The sequence below is a fragment of the Amycolatopsis eburnea genome, from assembly GCF_003937945.1.
GTDB lineage: Bacteria > Actinomycetota > Actinomycetes > Mycobacteriales > Pseudonocardiaceae > Amycolatopsis > Amycolatopsis eburnea.
Map to the genome: position 1 here is coordinate 79070 of NZ_RSEC01000024.1, position 17404 is coordinate 96473.

A 17404-nucleotide genomic window follows, 5' to 3' on the forward strand; every position below is an offset into this window, starting at 1 on the left:
ACGCCGGACGCCGGGGTCTGGCACGATCGGCTCGTGACCGGGACCCGGCGGACGCGCGGACTCGTGCTGGCGGCTGCCCTCCTCCTGCTCCTCACCGCCTGCACCAGCGGCTTCACCGACGTCCACCTCCGGATCGCCGCGGGCAACCCCGGCGGCGTCTACGACAAGCTGGCCCAGACCCTCGCCACCGCCTGGCAGGCCGGGCTCGACATCGAGCGGCCGCAGGTGCTGCAGACGCAGGGGTCGCCCGACAACGTCAGCCGGGTGCTGAGCGGGCAGGCCGACGTCGCCTTCGTCGCCGCCGACGTCGCCGCCGACCAGTACCGGGCCAACCCCGGGCTCGCCGCGCTCGCGCGGATCCACGACGACTACCTGCACGTCGTCGTGCGGTCGGACTCCGACATCCGGTCGGTGGCGCAGCTGCGGGGGCACCGGATCGCGATCGGCTCGCCGTCGTCGGGGGTCGAGTACATCGCCGGGAAGCTGCTCGGCGCGGCCGAACTGACCGGCGAGGTCAGCACCATCACCCGCGGCCTCGACGACTCCGTCGCGGCGCTGCTGAACGGCGACGTCGACGCGTTCTTCTGGTCCGGCGGGCTACCGACGCCGAAGCTGGCGGAGAACAAGACCCGGCTGCGGCTGGTCGACATCGCCGACCTGATGCCGAAGATGCAGGCGATCAGCGAGGTCTACGGCACCGCCACCATCCCGGCGAGCACCTACGACCAGCTGGCGCCGGTGACCACGCTGGTGGTGCCGAACTTCCTGGTGGTGCGCACGTCGATGCGCGACGACGTCGCCGAGGCGCTGGTCAGCGGCCTGTTCGCGGCCCGGCAGCAGCTCGTCGTCGCCAACCCGGCGGCGCTGTCGATCGACGTCCACCCGGGGATCGAGACGCAGCCGATCCCGCTGCACCCGGGCGCGCTCCGCTACTACCGGGCGCAGAAGACCTAGGCCGCCGGGAACGTCATCGAGATGCGGAGGCCGCCGCCTTCGGGGAGGTCCAGCACCAGTTCACCGTCGGAATGCGCCACGATCTCGCTGACGATCGCCAGCCCCAGCCCCGAGCCCGGCACGTTCTGGTGGGCCGGGCTGCGCCAGAACCGGTCCAGCGCGCGGTCCAGCTCGTCCGGCCGCACGCCCGGTCCGTGGTCGCGGACCGACAGGCGCACGCGGTCGCCGTCGCGCTCGACCGCCACGCGGATCTCGGTGCCCGCCGCGGTGAACTTCAGCGCGTTGTCGAGCAGCGCGTCCAGGATCGTCTCGGCGCCGCGCGGCGGCATCCGCACGCACACGCCGTCGCCCGGGGTGTCGACGACCAGCCGCACGTCGCGGGCCTCGCCGACCACCGACCAGTCGGCGACGCGCTCGGCGACGGCCTCGTCCAGCACGACCGGGTCCAGCTCGCCGCCGGAGGCCTCGGCGCGGGCCATCGAGAGCAGGCCGTCGAGGATCTGGTGCAGCCGGCCCGCGTCGACCCGCGCGGCCTCCAGGTCGGCGGCGGCCGGCTCGTCGTCGACGTGGCCTTCGAGGTTGCCGAGCCGGATCTTCAGCGCGGTCAGCGGGTTGCGCAGCTGGTGGGAGGCGTCGGCGACGAACGCGCGCTGCGCGGCCAGCGCCCCGGACACGCTCGCGGCCATCCGGTCGAAGGACCGGCCGAGCTGCCGCAGCTCCGGCGGCCCGCCGCTCTCCCCCACCGGCTCGGCCTCGCGCCCGCTGACCACCGACGCCACCAGCGCGCCGGTCGCGTCGTCGAGCCGGTGCACCGGGCGCAGGATCCACCGGACCACCGGGATCGCCACGGCCAGCGCCAGCGTGAACGCGAGGATCCCGCCCGCGGCCAGCAGCAGCCACCACCACAGCACGTCGGCCCGCTCGGCGCCGGTGTCGGACACCGTCAGCACCGCGCCGCGCACCTCGCCGTCGGCGAGCACCGGCTCGGCCAGCACCAGCGGCGTGTCGTCCCACGGCATCAGCACGCCGCCGGGCTGGGAGCGGCGGCCGGCCAGCGCCTCGTGGACCGGGTCGCTGATCCGCTCGGCGTGCACGTCGAGCCGCGCGCCGTTCGGGCCCAGCGCGCTGGCCACGGCCTTGCCGTCCTGGTCGAACACCACCACCTGGACGCCGTAGACCTCGGTGTAGCGGCGCAGGTCGGGGTCGAGCAGGGTCGGCTTGTTGTCCAGCAGCGGGCGCTGCGCCAGCGACGCGAACCGCGCGGTGTCGGTCAGCCGGTCGAGGAAGAGATCCTGCTGCGCGCCGGCGGCGATGGTGATGGCCAGCGGGATGCCGAGGCCGAACACCAGCAGCGCGACGAGCGTCAGCACGATGCCCTGCAGCCGGACGCGCACCCCGTCAGCTCCGGGCGACCTGGCCGCCGAGCCGGTAGCCGACCCCGCGGACCGTCTCGATCAGCGCCGGGCGGCCCAGCTTGGTCCGCAGCGTGGCGACGTGGACGTCCAGCGAGCGGCTCTCCGCGGGGCCGCGGTGGCCCCACACCTCGGTGAGCACCTGCTCGCGCGAGCAGACCGCGCCGCGCGCGCCCGCGACCAGCGCGAGCACCTGGAACTCCTTGCGGGACAACGCGACCGCGCGCCCGTCGACCAGCACCTCGTGCCGGGACAGGTCGACGCTGACGTCCCCGACCCGGATCACCACCGGCTCGGCCGTCGTGTGCTCGCCGCGGCGGCGCCGCACCGCCTCGACCCGGGCCAGCAGCTCTTCGACGTCGTAGGGCTTGACCAGGTAGTCGTCGGCGCCCGCGCGCAGGCCCTTGATCCGGTCGTCGACCTCGCCGCGCGCCGAGACGACGATGATCGCGACGTCGCTGACCGCGCGGATCTGGTGGCACAGCGTGACGCCGTCGATGTCCGGCAGGCCGAGGTCGAGCAGGATGACGTCGACCTCGTGCACCCGCTCGAGCACGCCGGCGCCGGTGGCCAGCCGGGCGATCGCCAGGCCGCGGCGGACCAGCGCCGGGATCAGCGCGCCCGCGACCCGGTCGTCGTCCTCCACCAGCAGCACCCGCACGCCGTCGCCTCCCATGGTGACCTGCTTCACCGGCCGGTAGGGACGAACTCTAGGACCTCGCCGGACCGGGCGCCGAATCGGACATCGATACCCACTTGAAACCCTAAGAATGGGTCAAGCCGCCTTGCGAGCCGCGAGCACGGCGGTAGGTTCTCGCCATCGCGTGGTGACCCACGCCGCATTCGACCGATCCTGGAGGCCAGATGACCGCGGAGGTGGCGGCGCCGATGATCAAGGCGTCCGCCGTGAACAAGTACTTCGGCGACCTGCACGTGCTCAGGGAGATCACGCTCGAGGTGCCCCGCGGCCAGGTCGTCGTGGTGCTGGGCCCCTCGGGGTCGGGCAAGTCGACCCTCTGCCGGGCGATCAACCGGCTCGAGCCGATCAACTCGGGCGAGATCGCCGTGGACGGCGTCCCGCTGCCCGCCGAAGGCAAGGCCCTCGCGGCCCTGCGCGCCGACGTCGGCATGGTGTTCCAGTCGTTCAACCTGTTCGCGCACAAGACCATCATCGAGAACGTCATGCTCGCGCCGGTGAAGGTCCGCAAGACCTCGCAGGCCGAAGCCCGCAAGACGGCGATGGAGCTGCTGGAGCGCGTCGGCATCGCCAACCAGGCCGACAAGTACCCGGCCCAGCTCTCCGGCGGCCAGCAGCAGCGCGTCGCCATCGCGCGGGCGCTGGCGATGCGGCCCAAGGTCATGCTGTTCGACGAGCCGACCTCGGCGCTGGACCCGGAGATGGTCCAGGAGGTCCTCGACGTCATGACGGGCCTGGCCAAGGACGGCATGACGATGCTCGTCGTCACCCACGAGATGGGCTTCGCCCGCCGGGCAGCCGATCGGGTGATCTTCATGGCCGACGGGGAGATCGTCGAGGACACGACGCCCGAAGAGTTCTTCACCGCGCCCAAGAGCGAGCGCGCGAAGGACTTCCTCGGCAAGATCCTGACCCACTGAACATTTTTTCCCGGCCGCGCGGCCGGGCGAGATTCGGAAGGAACACCAGAGACGATGCGGTTGAACCGAGTTCTGCAGGTCGGCGCGGTCGTGATGGCCGCCGGGCTGGCCCTGACGGCCTGCGGCGGCGGGTCCGGCAGCGGCGCGAGCGGTGACAAGAACCTGGTCCAGCGGGCCAAGGACAACAAGAAGCTGGTCATCGGCATCAAGTTCGACCAGCCGGGTCTCGGCCTGAAGAAGCCGGACGGCACCTACGCCGGCTTCGACGTCGACGTCGCGAAGTACATCGCGAAGCAGCTCGGCGTGGAAGAGTCGGGGATCACCTGGAAGGAAGCGCAGTCGGCGCAGCGCGAGGACCTGATCAAGAAGGGTGAGGTCGACTTCATCGTCGCCACCTACTCGATCACCGACAAGCGCAAGAACGACGTCTCCTTCGGCGGCCCGTACTTCGTCGCGCACCAGGACCTGCTGGTCCGCCAGGACAACACCGACATCACCGGCCCCGAGTCGCTGACCGGCAACAAGAAGCTCTGCTCGGTCAAGGGCTCGACCCCGGCGCAGAACGTCAAGTCGAAGTACGCCAAGGAGGTGCAGCTGCAGGAGGTGGGCAAGTACACCGACTGCGTGACCGCGCTCCTCAACGGCACGGTGGACGCGATGACCACCGACGACGTCATCCTCGCCGGCTACGCCGCGCAGCAGCCGGGCAAGCTCAAGCTGGTCGGCAAGGGCTTCACCGACGAGAACTACGGCGTCGGCCTGAAGAAGGACGACGCGGACGGCAAGGCCGCGATCAACAAGGCCATCCAGCAGATGGAGCAGGACGGCTCCTGGGCGAAGGCGCTGGAGACCAACGTCGGCCCGTCGGGCTACAAGATCCCGGCCGCGCCGGCGATCGCTCCCTGATATCCGGTTTGTGAAGACGAACGGTGCGCCGTGCTCGCGGCGCACCGTTCCCATTCCGAGGCCAGGTTGGACAACCCGTGTTCGAATTTCTCGATAACCCCGACTACGACCTCGTCGGCGCGTTCTGGACGACGATCCAGCTGACGTTCTTCTCGGCGATCGGGTCACTCATCTGGGGCACCGTCCTCGTCGCGATGCGGGTCAGCCCCGTGCCGATCATGCGCGGCTTCGCGACGGCGTACGTCAACGTCTTCCGGAACACCCCGCTGACCGTGATCATCATCTTCACGTCGCTGGGCCTGTCGTCGACGCTCGGCATCAACTTGGCCGCCGCGGACTCGCCGACGTCGCTGGCCGACAACGCGTTCCGGCTGGCCGTGCTGGGCTTCGTCGTCTACACCTCGACGTTCGTGTGCGAGTCGCTGCGCTCGGGCATCAACACCGTCCCGGTCGGCCAGGCGGAGGCGGCGCGGGCACTGGGGCTCAACTTCCTGCAGGTGCTGCGGCTGATCGTGCTGCCGCAGGCGTTCCGCTCGGTGATCGCGCCGCTGGCCAACGTCCTGATCGCGCTGCTGAAGAACACCACGGTGGCGTCGGTGATCGGCGTCGCCGAGGCGTCGCTGCTGATGTCGACGATGGTGGAGAACGAGTCCGACTCGCTGTTCCTGGTCTTCATCCTGTTCGCGCTGGTGTTCGTCGCGCTGGTCCTGCCACTCGGCCTGCTGCTCGGCTGGGTCGCCAAGAAAGCCGAGGTCAAGCGATGAGCACGCAGTCCGTCCTCTACGACGTCCCGGGCCCGAAGGCCAAGGCCCGCAACTGGATCTACACCGTCCTGTTCCTGCTCGTGCTGGCGCTGGTGGCGTGGTTCGTCTACACCGGCTTCGACGAGAAGGGCCAGTGGGCCGGCGCGCTGTGGAAGCCGTTCATCGAGGGTTCGACCTGGACGCAGTTCCTGCTCCCCGGCCTGCTGAAGACGCTCGAAGCGGCCGCGCTGTCGATCGTGATCGCGCTGCCGATCGGGGCCCTGCTCGGCATCGGACGGCTGTCCCAGCACAAGTGGGTGCGGATCCCGGTCGGCGCCGTGGTCGAGTTCTTCCGGGCCATCCCGGTGCTGCTGCTGATGGTGTTCGGGGCGGCGCTGTACGCCTACTACACGCCGATCGAGGCGGACACCCGCCCGCTGTTCGCCGCGGTCACGGGCCTGGTGCTCTACAACGGCTCGGTGATGGCGGAGGTGTTCCGCGCGGGCATCCTGTCGCTCCCGAAGGGGCAGACCGAGGCCGCTTCGGCGCTGGGCCTGCGCAAGACCCAGACGATGATCAACGTCCTGCTCCCCCAGGCCATCACGCTGATGCTGCCGGCACTGGTGAGCCAGCTGGTGGTCATCCTGAAGGACACCGCGCTCGCCGGTCAGCTGACCATCGGCTACGACGAGCTGATCCGCGGCTCCGGCCCGATCACCGGCAACTTCAACAACACGATCCCGACGCTGATCGTCATCGCGATCATCTTCATCACGCTCAACCTGCTCCTGTCGTGGTTCGCCTCGTGGCTGGAGCGCAAGCTGTCGCGGCGGAAGAAGGCCCCCCGCGGCGCGAAGCCGCTGGAAGGCCCGCCGGCGGCGGTGACGGCGACCGACTACGCCACCGGGAACAACTCGGCCTGACCCGGATCACGGAGAGCGGGTGGGTGCGCTACGGCGCACCCACCCGCTTTTTTTCACCGGTCAGTCGGGAAAGTCGACGCTGACACGGGTCGGGCTTTCCCCGATGTCGCACTGCCGCTCGGAGATCTCGTTCTTGTTCCGCCAAGGTCCCATGAGCGGGAAGGCCGCCCAGTCGCAGTAGACGGCGACGCGGTGCGCCCGTGCCGAGCACTGCGAATAGCCGACTCCCCACCGGGGGTCCGACCAGACCTTGCAGTCAGGGGGTATCGAAGCCGCCGAAGCGGGGCTGGGAACGAGCACCGTCAACCCGCCCACCAGCACGGCGACACCGAACATCGATCTTTTCACCGGTCCTCCACGACAGCCGAGTCGATCTTGTGGTCATCGACTTGAGTAGCACGTACTCACCGTCGACCGGCTCGGGTTCAGCCGATCGGGCGGGGTTGTCGTGATCCGCCGGGTCCCCTAGCGTCGGTGCCCATGGGTGTCGCACTGGTGACCGGAAGTTCCCGAGGCCTGGGCCGCACGATCGCCCGGCGGCTGGCCCGCGACGGCTTCGCCGTGGCGCTGAACGGCCTGCACGACGATCCCGACCTCAAGGCCGCCGCGGAGGCCGTCCTGGCCGAGGGCGGCCGGGCCGCGGCCTTCGCCGCCGACGTGACCGACCGGCGGGCGGTCGGCGAGCTGGTCGACGCGGTGACGGCGCTGCTGGGCCCGATCAGCGTCCTGGTCGTCAACGCGACCGGCCCGCAGCCGGACGTCTTGCTGTCCGATGTGGACTGGCCGGAGCACCTGAAGCACCTGGACTTCTTCGTGCGCTCGCCGGTGCTGCTGGGCCACGCGGTGCTCCCCGGCATGCGCGCCCGCGGCTACGGCCGGATCGTCCACGTCGATTCGGAGGTGGCGGACCGCCCGCCACCGGGCCGCTCGGCGTACGCGACGGCGAAGGCGGCCCAGGTCGGCCTGGCCCGCGCGTGGGCCCGCGAGCTGGCCCCGGACGGCATCACGGTCAACTCGGTGGCCCCGGGCTTCATCCCGGTGGAACGCCACGCGGACGTCCCGGAAGCCGAGCGCGCGGCTTACCTGGCCGGGGTCCCGGCGGGCCGCCTGGGAACGCCCGACGACGTGGCGGCGGCGGTGAGCTTCTTCGCGTCGAAGGAGGCGGGGTTCATCACGGGGCAGCGCCTGCTGGTCGACGGCGGCCGCGCCCTCGGCTGACCGACAGCGTGCCTTCCCCAGCCATGCGGAAAGTCCACCACCGCGCGAAACCGGCGGCCCGGATCGATTCCCGGAATGGCCGCCAGAATGCCTCTGCTACGCCGCGAAGGTGCGAAGCACGCTTCATTGTGCGAAGCTGCTTCGCAGCGCTTCGCGAGCGAAACCCGTTGTCACACAGGCAGAACAGCAACATCCCTTCCGGTGAACCGCCGCGTGGCAGGAGCCGTTTTGTCGGTGCTTGCCTTTAACGTGCGGGGCATGACCGAAAAGAGCACGGTGCGCACCCGGGAGATGGGTGTCGAGCTGAAAAACCAGCGCGAAGCGAGACAAATGTCGCTGCGCGAGGTCGCCCGGCGCGCCCACTGGTCGGCGTCGAAGGTGTCCGGCTGGGAGAACGGCCGCCGGATCTCGCCGATCGACGCGGCGATCTACCTCGCGCACTGCGGAACCGACGCCGCCGAGCGCGACCGGCTGCTGCACCTGACCCGCCCGCCGAGCGAGCTGTACTGGGTGCGGCCGTACTTCGACAAGCTCGTCGACCCGATGAAGTCGCTGATCATCCAGGAAAACCTGGCGACCGCGGTGATCTCGAACAGCCCGCTGGCCCTGCCGGGCATGCTCCAGACCGAGGACTACGTGCGCTCCGTCTACGAGCTGTCCGGCCGGTACACGACGGATCGGCTCAAGGCGCTCGTCCAGGCGAGGATCGACCGGCAGCAGCTACTGCAACGGCGCAACCCGCCGCAGTGCCTCTACTTCGTCTACGAGCACACCTTGCGGTCGATCCTGCGCGACCCGGCGCTGATGCACGAACAGCTGCAGTACCTGGTACTGGCCACCAACCTCCCGCACTGCACCATCCGCGTCGTCCCCGCCTCCGCGCCGCCGTACCACCTGGCAGGCAGCCGGTTCACGATCCTCGAGTTCGCCGAACACCCGCCGGTGGCCTACGAAGAGACCTTCGCGGCCGGGCTGTTCATCGACGAACGCGTGGCGGTCGAGGCCTTCTACATCTTCCGCACACGGCTGGAACAGGTGGCCTTGTCCGAACACGAGTCCCGGGCGTTCCTGGTCCGGCTGGCCGAGGAGTTCGACGCCATGGCGAACTGAACGAGCAACTCCGCCCGGCGAGCCAGGGGGACACGGCTCCGCCGGCGGCGACGACTGTTGCCGGTCGCTCGACGTCGACCAGCCGCGGCGCACCGGAACTCCCGGATGAGCCGGCCGGGCTTCGAGGGCTCGCCGTCCACCCCGGGCAGGGGGCCGGCCCGGGCCAGGCGGCGGACCGGTTGCGGCGTCAGCCATCCGGCGCCACCCCGAACCCGGACCTCCTCCGCACGCCCAGACCCTCCGGTCACGCGCCGCGACGATCGCCTCCTCCCCGGACATCACCCCGCGCCGACCCGTTTCCCGTCGTGCCAAACGGCTCGGATCCGGCCCGGCAGGTCGGTCACGTCCAGGTCCGTCCCGTCGAGCAGCACGACGTCGGCGCGCAACCCCGCCGCGAGCCGGCCCCGGTCGTGCTCCAGCCGCAGCAGGCGGGCCGCTTCGGAGGTGGCTGCCTTCAGCGCGGCCGCGTCGCCGAGCACGGCGGCCAGCAGGCGCAGCTCGGTCGTCAAGTCGACATGGGGACGCGGGGCCAGGTCCGAGCCGGCGGCGATCGGGACGCCCGCTTCCGCGGCGAGGCGGACCGAACGCCGGTGCGTCTCGGCGAACTCGCTGTCGCTGATCGGCGAGAGCGTCGGGACGTACCAGGCGTTCGCCAGCGCGGTCACGGCGTCGTCGTCGAGGAAGGTGCCGTGCTCGATGCTGCGGGCTCCAGCGCGGGCCGCCGAGACGACGGCCGCGGCGGTGTGGGCGTGGGCCAGGACGTCCCGGCCGGCGCGGCGGGCTTCGTCGACCAGGGCGGCGAGTTCGTCGTCGGTCGGCCGGACGTCCGTGCCCTCGCGCATGGCCCGCAGGGCGCCGCTCGCACCGACCTTGATCCAGTCGGCGCCGGCGCGCACCATCCGGCGGACGGCCGCGCGCGCCGCGTCGGGCCCGTCGAACAACGGGTCCGGCAGCGACGGGTCGCCGTAGTGGTCGACGGTGCCCGCGGGCGGGTCCCAGCTGTCGCCGAGTCCCCCGGTCGGCGACAGCTGGCGGAGGCTGACGAGCAGGTCGGGCCCGTCGATCCAGCCTTCGCGCAGCGCGTGCTTGACCCCGGCGTCGGCACCCCAGGCGTCCCGCACGGTGGTGATCCCGCGGGCCAGCAAGCCGTGCAGCACCGGCACGGCTTCGAGGATCCGCGCGCTGCGGGGCAACGGTTCGTGCCGGGGGAAGGCGACGTGCACGTGGCAGTCGATGAGGCCGGGGAGCAGCAGCCCGCCCGAGCAGTCGACCCGCCCGTCGCCGTCGAGGCCCGGGCCGACCTCGGCGATCCGGGCGCCGTCCAGCCGGACGTCGGCGCGTTCGGTGTCGCCGGTTTCGGGGTCGAAGACGAGCGCTCCGGCGAGCAGCGTCACGCGAGGAGGTCCTTGCGGTAGATCAGGAAGTCGCACGGCGTCGCGAGCGAAGGCGCCAGGTGCGGGTAGTCCACGGCGAGGTCGGCGCGGTGCGTCACGCGGTAGCCGAGCCGGGCGTACCAGTCGGCGAGGAACTGCTTCGACGGGTGCGTCCACTCCCGCGGCACGAGCAGTTCGAGCTGCATCTCGCGGCAGCCGGCGTCGCGGCACGTCCGCTCGGCGAAGCGCACCAGCTCACGCCCGATCCCGGCCCCGCGCCGGGCGGGATCGGCGGCGAGCATGCCGAACTCGCCGGTCGCCTCGTCGAGCCGCCGCACGCGGACCGAGCCGGCGAGAGCGCCGTCCACCGAAGCGACGGCGATCTCCCCGGCCCGCACGAAGGCGCCGACCTCGTCGGCGGAGGTCCGATCGGTGCTCTCCCGCCAGAGCCCCTTCTCCGACTCGGCGTAGACGAGGTTGACCAGGTCGGCGATCCGCCCGGCCGAAGCCAGGCCGGACGGGGGCAGGAACGCGATCTCCATACCCCCACCATGCCAGGCGGGTCACCTCATTTGTCGCGGCGGAACAGCTTGTTGCCGAGCCAGACGATCGGGTCGTACTTGCGGTCCGCGACGCGCTCCTTCATCGGGATGAGCGCGTTGTCGGTGATGTGGATGCCTTCCGGGCAGACCTCGCTGCAGCACTTGGTGATGTTGCAGTAGCCGAGGCCGTGCTCGTCCTGCGCCGCGTCCCGCCGGTCCGCGACGTCGAGCGGGTGCATCTCCAGCTCGGCGATGCGCATCAGGTACCGCGGCCCGGCGAAGGACTCCTTGTTCTCTTCGTGGTCGCGCACCACGTGGCAGGTGTTCTGGCACAGGAAGCACTCGATGCACTTCCGGAATTCCTGCGACCGCTCGACGTCCACCTGCTGCATCCGGTACTCACCGGGCTTCAGGTCCGCGGGCGGCGTGAACGACGGGATCTCGCGCGCTTTCGTGTAGTTGAACGACACGTCGGTGACGAGGTCGCGGATCACCGGGAACGTCCGCATCGGCGTCACCGTGATCACCTCGTCCTCGGTGAACGTCGACATCCGCGTCATGCACAGCAGGCGCGGGCGGCCGTTGATCTCCGCCGAGCACGAGCCGCACTTGCCCGCCTTGCAGTTCCAGCGCACCGCGAGGTCCGACGCCTGGGTGGCCTGCAGCCGGTGGATGATGTCGAGGACGACCTCGCCCTCGTTCACCTCCACCGTGAAGTCCTGCAGCTCGCCGCCCGTGTCGTCGCCGCGCCAGACCCGGAAACTCGCCTTGTAACTCATGCCTTGCTCCCGGGGTGTGCCTCGAGCTCCGCGTCGGTGTAGTACTTCCCGAGTTCGCCGAACTCGAACAGCTCCAGCAGGTCCTGCCGCAGCGGCACCTGCTCCTTCACCTCGACGCCGATGTCCGGGACGACCGGGTTGTCCCCCGCCGACGCCGAGCACACCAGCAGCTTGTTCCGCCACTCGGCGTCCATGCCCGGGAAGTCGTCGCGCGTGTGCCCGCCGCGGCTTTCGGTCCGCGTCAGCGCGGCCTTCGCGACGCATTCGCTGACCATCAGCATGTTGCGCAGGTCGATCGCGAGGTGCCAGCCGGGGTTGAACTGCCGGTGGCCCTCCACGGTGACGCGGAGGATCCGCTCCCGCAGCTCGGCCAGCTTCACCAGCGCCTGCTCGATCTCGCCGGCCTTGCGGATGATGCCGACGAGGTCGTTCATCGACTGCTGCAGTTCAGTGTGGAGGGTGTACGGGTTCTCGGCCGTGGCGCCCTCAGGCGGGTCGAACGGCGCGAGCGCCATCTTCGCCGCAGCGTCCACATCGGACTGTTCGACGGCGGGCCGGTCACCGAGGCCGGCCACGTACTCGGCGGCACCGAGCCCGGCGCGGCGGCCGAACACCAGCAGGTCGGACAGCGAGTTGCCGCCGAGCCGGTTGGAGCCGTGCATGCCGCCCGAGCACTCGCCCGCCGCGAACAGGCCGGGCACGCTCGCCCCGGCCGTGTCCGGGTCGACCTCGATGCCGCCCATGACGTAGTGGCAGGTCGGCCCGACCTCCATCGGCTCGGCCGTGATGTCGACGTCCGCGAGTTCCTTGAACTGGTGGTACATCGACGGCAGCCGCTTCTTGATCTCTTCGGCGGGCAGGCGGCTCGCGATGTCGAGGAAGACGCCGCCGTGCGGGGACCCGCGGTTCTCCTTGACCTCGGAGTTGATCGCGCGGGCGACCTCGTCGCGGGGCAGCAGGTCCGGGGTGCGGCGGTTGTTCTCCTGGTCGGTGTACCAGCGGTCGGCTTCGTCTTCGCTCTCCGCGTACTGGCCCTTGAAGACGTCGGGCACGTACTCGAACATGAACCGCTTGCCGTCGGAGTTCTTGAGCACGCCGCCGTCACCGCGCACGCCCTCGGTGACGAGGATGCCCTTGACGCTCGGCGGCCAGACCATCCCGGTCGGGTGGAACTGGACGAACTCCATGTTGATCAGCTTCGCGCCCGCGCGCAGGGCGAGCGCGTGGCCGTCGCCGGTGTACTCCCACGAATTCGACGTCACCTTGAACGACTTGCCGATGCCGCCGGTGGCGAGCACGACCGCGGGCGCCTCGAAGAGGATGAACCGCCCGCTCTCGCGCCAGTAGCCGAACGCGCCGGCGATCTTCCCGTCGGTGGTGAGCAGCTCGGTGACCGTGCACTCGGCGAAGACCTTGATCTTCGCCTCGTAGTCGCCGGTCTCGGCGAAGTCCTCCTGCTGCAGCGAAACGATCTTCTGCTGCATCGTGCGGATCAGCTCGAGACCGGTGCGGTCACCGACGTGCGCGAGCCGCGGGTAGGTGTGCCCGCCGAAGTTGCGCTGGCTGATCCGGCCGTCGGCGGTGCGGTCGAACAGCGCGCCGTAGGTCTCCAGCTCCCAGACGCGGTCCGGCGCCTCCTTGGCGTGCAGCTCGGCCATCCGCCAGTTGTTGAGGAACTTCCCGCCGCGCATGGTGTCGCGGAAGTGGACCTGCCAGTTGTCGTTCGAGTTCGCGTTGCCCATCGACGCCGCGCACCCGCCCTCGGCCATCACCGTGTGCGCCTTGCCGAACAGGGACTTGCACACGACGGCGACGCGGAAACCGCGTTCGCGAGCTTCGATCACGGCGCGCAGACCGGCGCCACCGGCACCGATCACCACCACGTCGTAGCTGTGCCGTTCGACCTCGGTCATGAAGAGATTCCACCTCGGAACTGGGGACGTCGTTGCAGGGAGAAGGGCGTTAGTTGACGAATCTCAGGTCCGAGATCGCCCCGCTGGCGACGAGCATGACGTAGAAGTCGGTCAGCACCAGCGTGCCGAGCGTCGTCCAGGCCAGCGCCATGTGGCGGGTGTTGAGCTTCGAGACCTTGGTCCAGATCCAGTAGCGCACCGGGTGCTTGGAGAAGTGCTTCAGCCTGCCGCCGGTCACGTGCCGGCACGAGTGGCAGGAAAGCGTGTACGCCCAGAGCAGGATCACGTTGCCGAGCAGGATGATGTTGCCCAGCCCGAAGCCGAAGCCGCCGGTCTTGCCGTGGAACGCCGTGATCGCGTCGTAGGTGTTGACCAGCGAGACGATCAGCGCGACGTAGAAGAAGTACCGGTGGACGTTCTGGATGATGAGCGGCAGCCGCGTCTCGCCGGTGTACTTCGCGTGCGGTTCCGCGACGGCGCAGGCGGGCGGGGAGAACCACACGGCCCGGTAGTAGGCCTTGCGGTAGTAGTAGCAGGTCAGGCGGAACCCGAGCAGGAACGGCAGCACGACGAAGCCGAGCGGGATCCAGCCGGGCAGGTCGCCGAACCAGTGGCCGAAGTGGCTCGAGCCCTCGACGCAGGAAGTGGACAGGCAGGGCGAGTAGAACGGCGTCAGGTAGTGGTAGTCGGGCACCCAGTACGCGGTGCGCACGAACGACCGGACCGTCGCGTAGATGACGAACGCCGACAGTCCGAGCACGGTCAGCAGCGGCTGGAGCCACCACCGGTCCGTGCGGAGGGTGCGCTCGGCGATCCGGGCCCGCTTGGGGGCCCGGACGCCGGTGCCGACGCCGTTGTCAGCCGGAGCGCTCACCGCTGGTCGCGCTTGTAGCCGCCGACGCCTTCGTCATCGGCGCCGTGCCAGAGCGCCGGGTCGTAGGGGGTGTCGGGTACCGGGACGCGCTCGGCGGGCTTCGCCTGCGCGGGCACGGCCGGCGGCGTGCTGTCGAGGTCCGCGGTGTCGATGTCGAGGCGCTCCACGTCGTTGGCGAGCCGGCGCACCGCCGAAGCGTCGCCGTAACGAGAGCGCAGTGCGCCGACGCACTGCCGGAGCTGGCCGATGGTTCGCCGCAGCTCGGCGATCTCGGAGGTGGACATCATGCCTCCCGTGTGGTGGGGCTGGCAGGGAACCGGCTACGGCTGTGCCACGCGTCGTGCAGTGTGACAACTAGCACACTAACGGTTCGGAAGGTGATCGGGGTCACGCGGGTCGATCTTCTGAATCGATTTTGATTCGGCGTTTTCCCGAGGTAGTGTGGCCAGTGTCACGACCCTGAGGCGTCAGCGTTGCCGTCCCGCGGACCACCACACACCAGTGATCCGGAGCCGGACATGAGCCCCACCCCCACCCCGAAGCCGCACCGAGTCGTCGCCGACGTCACCGCCCGCATCGCCGAGCGCAGCGCCGCGACCCGCACCGCCTACCTCGCCCGCACGGCCGCCGCGCACGAAGAGGGCCCGGTCCGCCGCGGTCTCGCGTGCAGCAACCTCGCCCACGGCTTCGCCGCGATGGACGGCGTCGACAAGCAAGCGCTGCGGGCCGCGCGCGCTCCCGGCGTCGCGATCGTCTCGTCCTACAACGACATGCTGTCGGCGCACCAGCCGATGCAGGAGTACCCGGCGTGGCTGAAGAAGTCCGTGCGGTCGGCGGGTGGTGTCGCCCAGTTCGCCGGCGGCGTGCCCGCGATGTGCGACGGCATCACGCAGGGCCGTGCGGGCATGGAGCTGTCGCTGTTCAGCCGCGAGGTCATCGCGATGTCGACGGCGATCGCGCTCTCCCACGACATGTTCGACGCCTCGCTGCTGCTGGGCGTGTGCGACAAGATCGTGCCGGGCCTGCTGATCGGCGCCCTGTCGTTCGGGCACCTGCCCGCGGTGCTGGTGCCCGCCGGGCCGATGAACTCGGGCCTGCCGAACAAGGAGAAGGCCCGCGTCCGGCAGCTGTACGCGGAGGGTCTCGCGACGCGCGAAGACCTCCTCGACGCCGAAGCGGCGTCGTACCACTCGGCCGGTACCTGCACGTTCTACGGCACGGCCAACTCCAACCAGATGGTCGTCGAGGTGATGGGCCTGCACCTGCCGGGCGCCAGCTTCGTCCAGCCCGGTTCGGCGCTGCGTCAGGCGCTGACCGAAGAAGCGGGCCGCCGGGTCGTCGCGCTGTCCCGCGGCGAGGAGTACACGCCGGTCGCGCGGATCCTCGACGAGAAGGCGTTCGTCAACGGCGTCGTCGCGCTGCTCGCCACCGGCGGCTCGACCAACCACACGATGCACCTGGTCGCGATCGCCGCGGCCGCGGGCATCCAGCTGACCTGGGACGACTTCTCGGACCTGTCCGCGGTCGTGCCGCTGCTGGCGCGGGTCTACCCGAACGGCAGCGCCGACATCAACCACTTCCACGCCGCCGGCGGCATCCAGTTCCTGGTCGGCACGCTGCTCGACGCGGGCCTGCTGCACGAAGACGTGCACACGGTCGCCGGCTTCGGGCTGCACCGCTACCGCGCCGAGCCGATCCTGTCCGACGGCGAGCTGGTCTGGCGCGACGTGCCGACCCGCAGTCTCGACGAAGAGGTGCTGCGCCCGGTGTGGCGCCCGTTCGCCGCGGACGGCGGGCTGCGGATGGTCGAGGGCAACCTCGGCCGCGCGGTGATCAAGGTGTCCGCGGTGGCGCCGGAGCACCGGGTCGTCCAGGCGCCGGCGCGGGTGTTCACCACGCAGGAGGCGTTCAAGGCCGCGTTCGAAGCGGGCGAGCTGGACCGCGACGTCGTCGTGGTCGTCCGGCAGCAGGGGCCGCGGGCCAACGGCATGCCCGAGCTGCACGGCCTCACCCCGGCGCTGGGCGTGCTGATGGACCGCGGGCACGCCGTGGCGTTGCTCACCGACGGCCGGATGTCGGGGGCGTCGGGCAAGATCCCGGCCGCCATCCAGGTGACGCCGGAAGCCGCGGCGGGCGGCCCGATCGCGCGCATCGCCGACGGCGACGTCATCCGCCTCGACGCCACCTCGGGCAGCCTCGACGTGCTGGTCGGTGACGAAGAACTCGCCCGCCGTGAGCTTGTAAACTCGCCGCCGTCCGAAGCATCCTGGACCGGCACCGGCCGAGAGCTGTTCGCCGCGTTGCGCCGCGCGGTCGGCCCCGCTGACCAGGGCGCTTCGGTGTTCGGCGGCTTGACCCCGGAACACTTCGGAACGCCCGCTTTCGCAACCCAGGAGGTCGGTCAGTGACCACCGGTCAGGACCTGCTCGCTCTGTCCCCCGTGATGCCCGTGGTGGTGATCGACGACGCCGCCGACGCGGTGCCCACCGCCCGGGCCCTGCTCGCCGGCGGGATCGGGGTCATCGAGCTGACCCTGCGCACCCCGGCGGCGCTGTCCGCGATCGAGCGCGTCGCCGCCGAGGTGCCGGACATCGTGATCGGCGCCGGCACCGTGGTTTCGCCGGACCAGGCGAAGCAGGCGGCGGACGCGGGGGCGAAGTTCCTCGTGACGCCCGGCTGCACCGACGCGGTCGTCGACGCGTGCTTCGAGACCGGGCTGCCGTTCCTGCCCGGCGCGAGCACCGTGTCCGAGGCGATGCGGCTGGCCGAGCGCGGGCTGACCGCGTTGAAGTTCTTCCCGGCGGAGGCGTCGGGCGGAGTCGCGTACCTGAAATCGATCGCGGGCCCGCTGCCGTCGCTGAAGTTCTGCCCGACGGGCGGGATCACGGTCGCTTCGGCGCCTTCGTACCTGGCGCTGCCGAACGTGGGCTGCATCGGCGGGACGTGGCTGACGGCCTCGCTCGACCCCGCCACGATCGAAAAGCTGGCCGCGGAGGCTGCGCAGCTGTAGCGGAAATCACCCCGCGTCATCGCCGCGCCC

General features: G+C 70.6%; 18 protein-coding genes. 9 read left to right on the plus strand and 9 right to left on the minus strand.

What is annotated here, in order from left to right; genetic code table 11:
* Positions 1 to 33 precede the first annotated feature (33 nt).
* Complete coding sequence (locus tag EIY87_RS06615; RefSeq protein ID WP_125306770.1) at positions 34 to 954, plus strand: TAXI family TRAP transporter solute-binding subunit; 921 nt, start codon at positions 34 to 36, stop codon at positions 952 to 954.
* Here the strand turns inward: EIY87_RS06615 and EIY87_RS06620 are convergent.
* Together EIY87_RS06620 and EIY87_RS06625 are read right to left on the minus strand one after the other, a co-directional pair.
* Positions 951 to 2348, minus strand: a complete 1398-nt coding sequence (locus EIY87_RS06620) for a sensor histidine kinase (RefSeq protein WP_125306771.1) — start codon at positions 2346 to 2348, stop codon at positions 951 to 953. The genes EIY87_RS06615 and EIY87_RS06620 overlap by 4 nt on opposite strands.
* A 4-nt stretch (positions 2349 to 2352) precedes the next feature.
* Complete coding sequence (locus EIY87_RS06625; protein WP_191984000.1) at positions 2353 to 3027, minus strand: response regulator transcription factor; 675 nt, start codon at positions 3025 to 3027, stop codon at positions 2353 to 2355.
* A 227-nt stretch (positions 3028 to 3254) separates the two neighbouring features.
* Here EIY87_RS06625 and EIY87_RS06630 point away from each other — a divergent pair, with 227 nt between their 5' ends.
* The 4 genes from EIY87_RS06630 (at position 3255) to EIY87_RS06645 (ending at position 6555) form a co-directional block, all read left to right on the plus strand.
* Positions 3255 to 3983, plus strand: a complete 729-nt coding sequence (locus EIY87_RS06630) for an amino acid ABC transporter ATP-binding protein (protein WP_191984001.1) — start codon at positions 3255 to 3257, stop codon at positions 3981 to 3983.
* Between the two features lie 54 nt (positions 3984 to 4037).
* Positions 4038 to 4889 (plus strand): glutamate ABC transporter substrate-binding protein, encoded by an 852-nt coding sequence (locus tag EIY87_RS06635; RefSeq protein WP_125306774.1) that lies wholly within the window; start codon positions 4038 to 4040, stop codon positions 4887 to 4889.
* Positions 4890 to 4966: 77 nt separating this feature from the next.
* The gene (locus EIY87_RS06640; RefSeq protein ID WP_125306775.1) at positions 4967 to 5653 is read left to right on the plus strand and encodes an amino acid ABC transporter permease; all 687 of its coding nucleotides are present in this window, start codon (positions 4967 to 4969) and stop codon (positions 5651 to 5653) included.
* The gene (locus EIY87_RS06645) at positions 5650 to 6555 is read left to right on the plus strand and encodes an amino acid ABC transporter permease (RefSeq protein WP_125306776.1); all 906 of its coding nucleotides are present in this window, start codon (positions 5650 to 5652) and stop codon (positions 6553 to 6555) included. The genes EIY87_RS06640 and EIY87_RS06645 overlap by 4 nt, the downstream gene beginning before the upstream one ends.
* Positions 6556 to 6615: 60 nt before the next feature.
* On the opposite strand, the gene EIY87_RS06650 is transcribed toward EIY87_RS06645, so the two are convergent.
* The gene (locus EIY87_RS06650; protein WP_125306777.1) at positions 6616 to 6903 is read right to left on the minus strand and encodes a hypothetical protein; all 288 of its coding nucleotides are present in this window, start codon (positions 6901 to 6903) and stop codon (positions 6616 to 6618) included.
* A gap of 132 nt (positions 6904 to 7035) precedes the next feature.
* On the opposite strand from EIY87_RS06650, the gene EIY87_RS06655 reads away from it, so the two are divergent.
* Positions 7036 to 7773 (plus strand): SDR family NAD(P)-dependent oxidoreductase, encoded by a 738-nt coding sequence (locus tag EIY87_RS06655; RefSeq protein ID WP_125306778.1) that lies wholly within the window; start codon positions 7036 to 7038, stop codon positions 7771 to 7773.
* A 258-nt stretch (positions 7774 to 8031) separates the two neighbouring features.
* On the plus strand, positions 8032 to 8883 hold the full coding sequence (locus EIY87_RS06660; RefSeq protein WP_125306779.1) for a helix-turn-helix domain-containing protein: 852 nt from the start codon (positions 8032 to 8034) through the stop codon (positions 8881 to 8883).
* Positions 8884 to 9161: 278 nt separating this feature from the next.
* Here the strand turns inward: EIY87_RS06660 and EIY87_RS06665 are convergent, their stop codons facing one another.
* Genes EIY87_RS06665 through EIY87_RS06690 form a run of 6 tightly spaced genes read right to left on the minus strand, consistent with a single transcriptional unit; the run spans position 9162 to position 14648 of the window.
* The gene (locus tag EIY87_RS06665; RefSeq protein WP_158641289.1) at positions 9162 to 10277 is read right to left on the minus strand and encodes an amidohydrolase family protein; all 1116 of its coding nucleotides are present in this window, start codon (positions 10275 to 10277) and stop codon (positions 9162 to 9164) included.
* Complete coding sequence (locus EIY87_RS06670) at positions 10274 to 10798, minus strand: GNAT family N-acetyltransferase (protein WP_125306781.1); 525 nt, start codon at positions 10796 to 10798, stop codon at positions 10274 to 10276. Before EIY87_RS06670 ends, EIY87_RS06665 begins: the two co-directional genes overlap by 4 nt.
* A 26-nt stretch (positions 10799 to 10824) precedes the next feature.
* A complete protein-coding gene (locus EIY87_RS06675; RefSeq protein ID WP_125306782.1) occupies positions 10825 to 11577 on the minus strand; it encodes a succinate dehydrogenase/fumarate reductase iron-sulfur subunit in 753 nt (250 codons plus the stop codon).
* The gene (locus EIY87_RS06680; RefSeq protein ID WP_125306783.1) at positions 11574 to 13490 is read right to left on the minus strand and encodes a fumarate reductase/succinate dehydrogenase flavoprotein subunit; all 1917 of its coding nucleotides are present in this window, start codon (positions 13488 to 13490) and stop codon (positions 11574 to 11576) included. The genes EIY87_RS06675 and EIY87_RS06680 overlap by 4 nt, the downstream gene beginning before the upstream one ends.
* A 49-nt stretch (positions 13491 to 13539) precedes the next feature.
* Positions 13540 to 14364: a hypothetical protein gene (locus EIY87_RS06685; RefSeq protein ID WP_125306784.1), complete on the minus strand. Its 825-nt coding sequence runs from the start codon at positions 14362 to 14364 to the stop codon at positions 13540 to 13542.
* Positions 14361 to 14648 carry a hypothetical protein gene (locus EIY87_RS06690; RefSeq protein ID WP_191983981.1) on the minus strand — a complete coding sequence of 96 codons (288 nt, stop codon included), beginning with the start codon at positions 14646 to 14648 and terminating at the stop codon, positions 14361 to 14363. Before EIY87_RS06690 ends, EIY87_RS06685 begins: the two co-directional genes overlap by 4 nt.
* Positions 14649 to 14882: 234 nt before the next feature.
* Between EIY87_RS06690 and edd the strand changes: the two genes are divergently transcribed.
* Positions 14883 to 16772, plus strand: a complete 1890-nt coding sequence (gene edd / locus EIY87_RS06695; RefSeq protein WP_125306786.1) for a phosphogluconate dehydratase — start codon at positions 14883 to 14885, stop codon at positions 16770 to 16772.
* Positions 16769 to 17374, plus strand: coding sequence for a bifunctional 4-hydroxy-2-oxoglutarate aldolase/2-dehydro-3-deoxy-phosphogluconate aldolase (eda, locus tag EIY87_RS06700; RefSeq protein ID WP_125306787.1), 606 nt, complete (start codon positions 16769 to 16771; stop codon positions 17372 to 17374). The genes edd and eda overlap by 4 nt, the downstream gene beginning before the upstream one ends.
* Positions 17375 to 17404 lie beyond the last annotated feature (30 nt).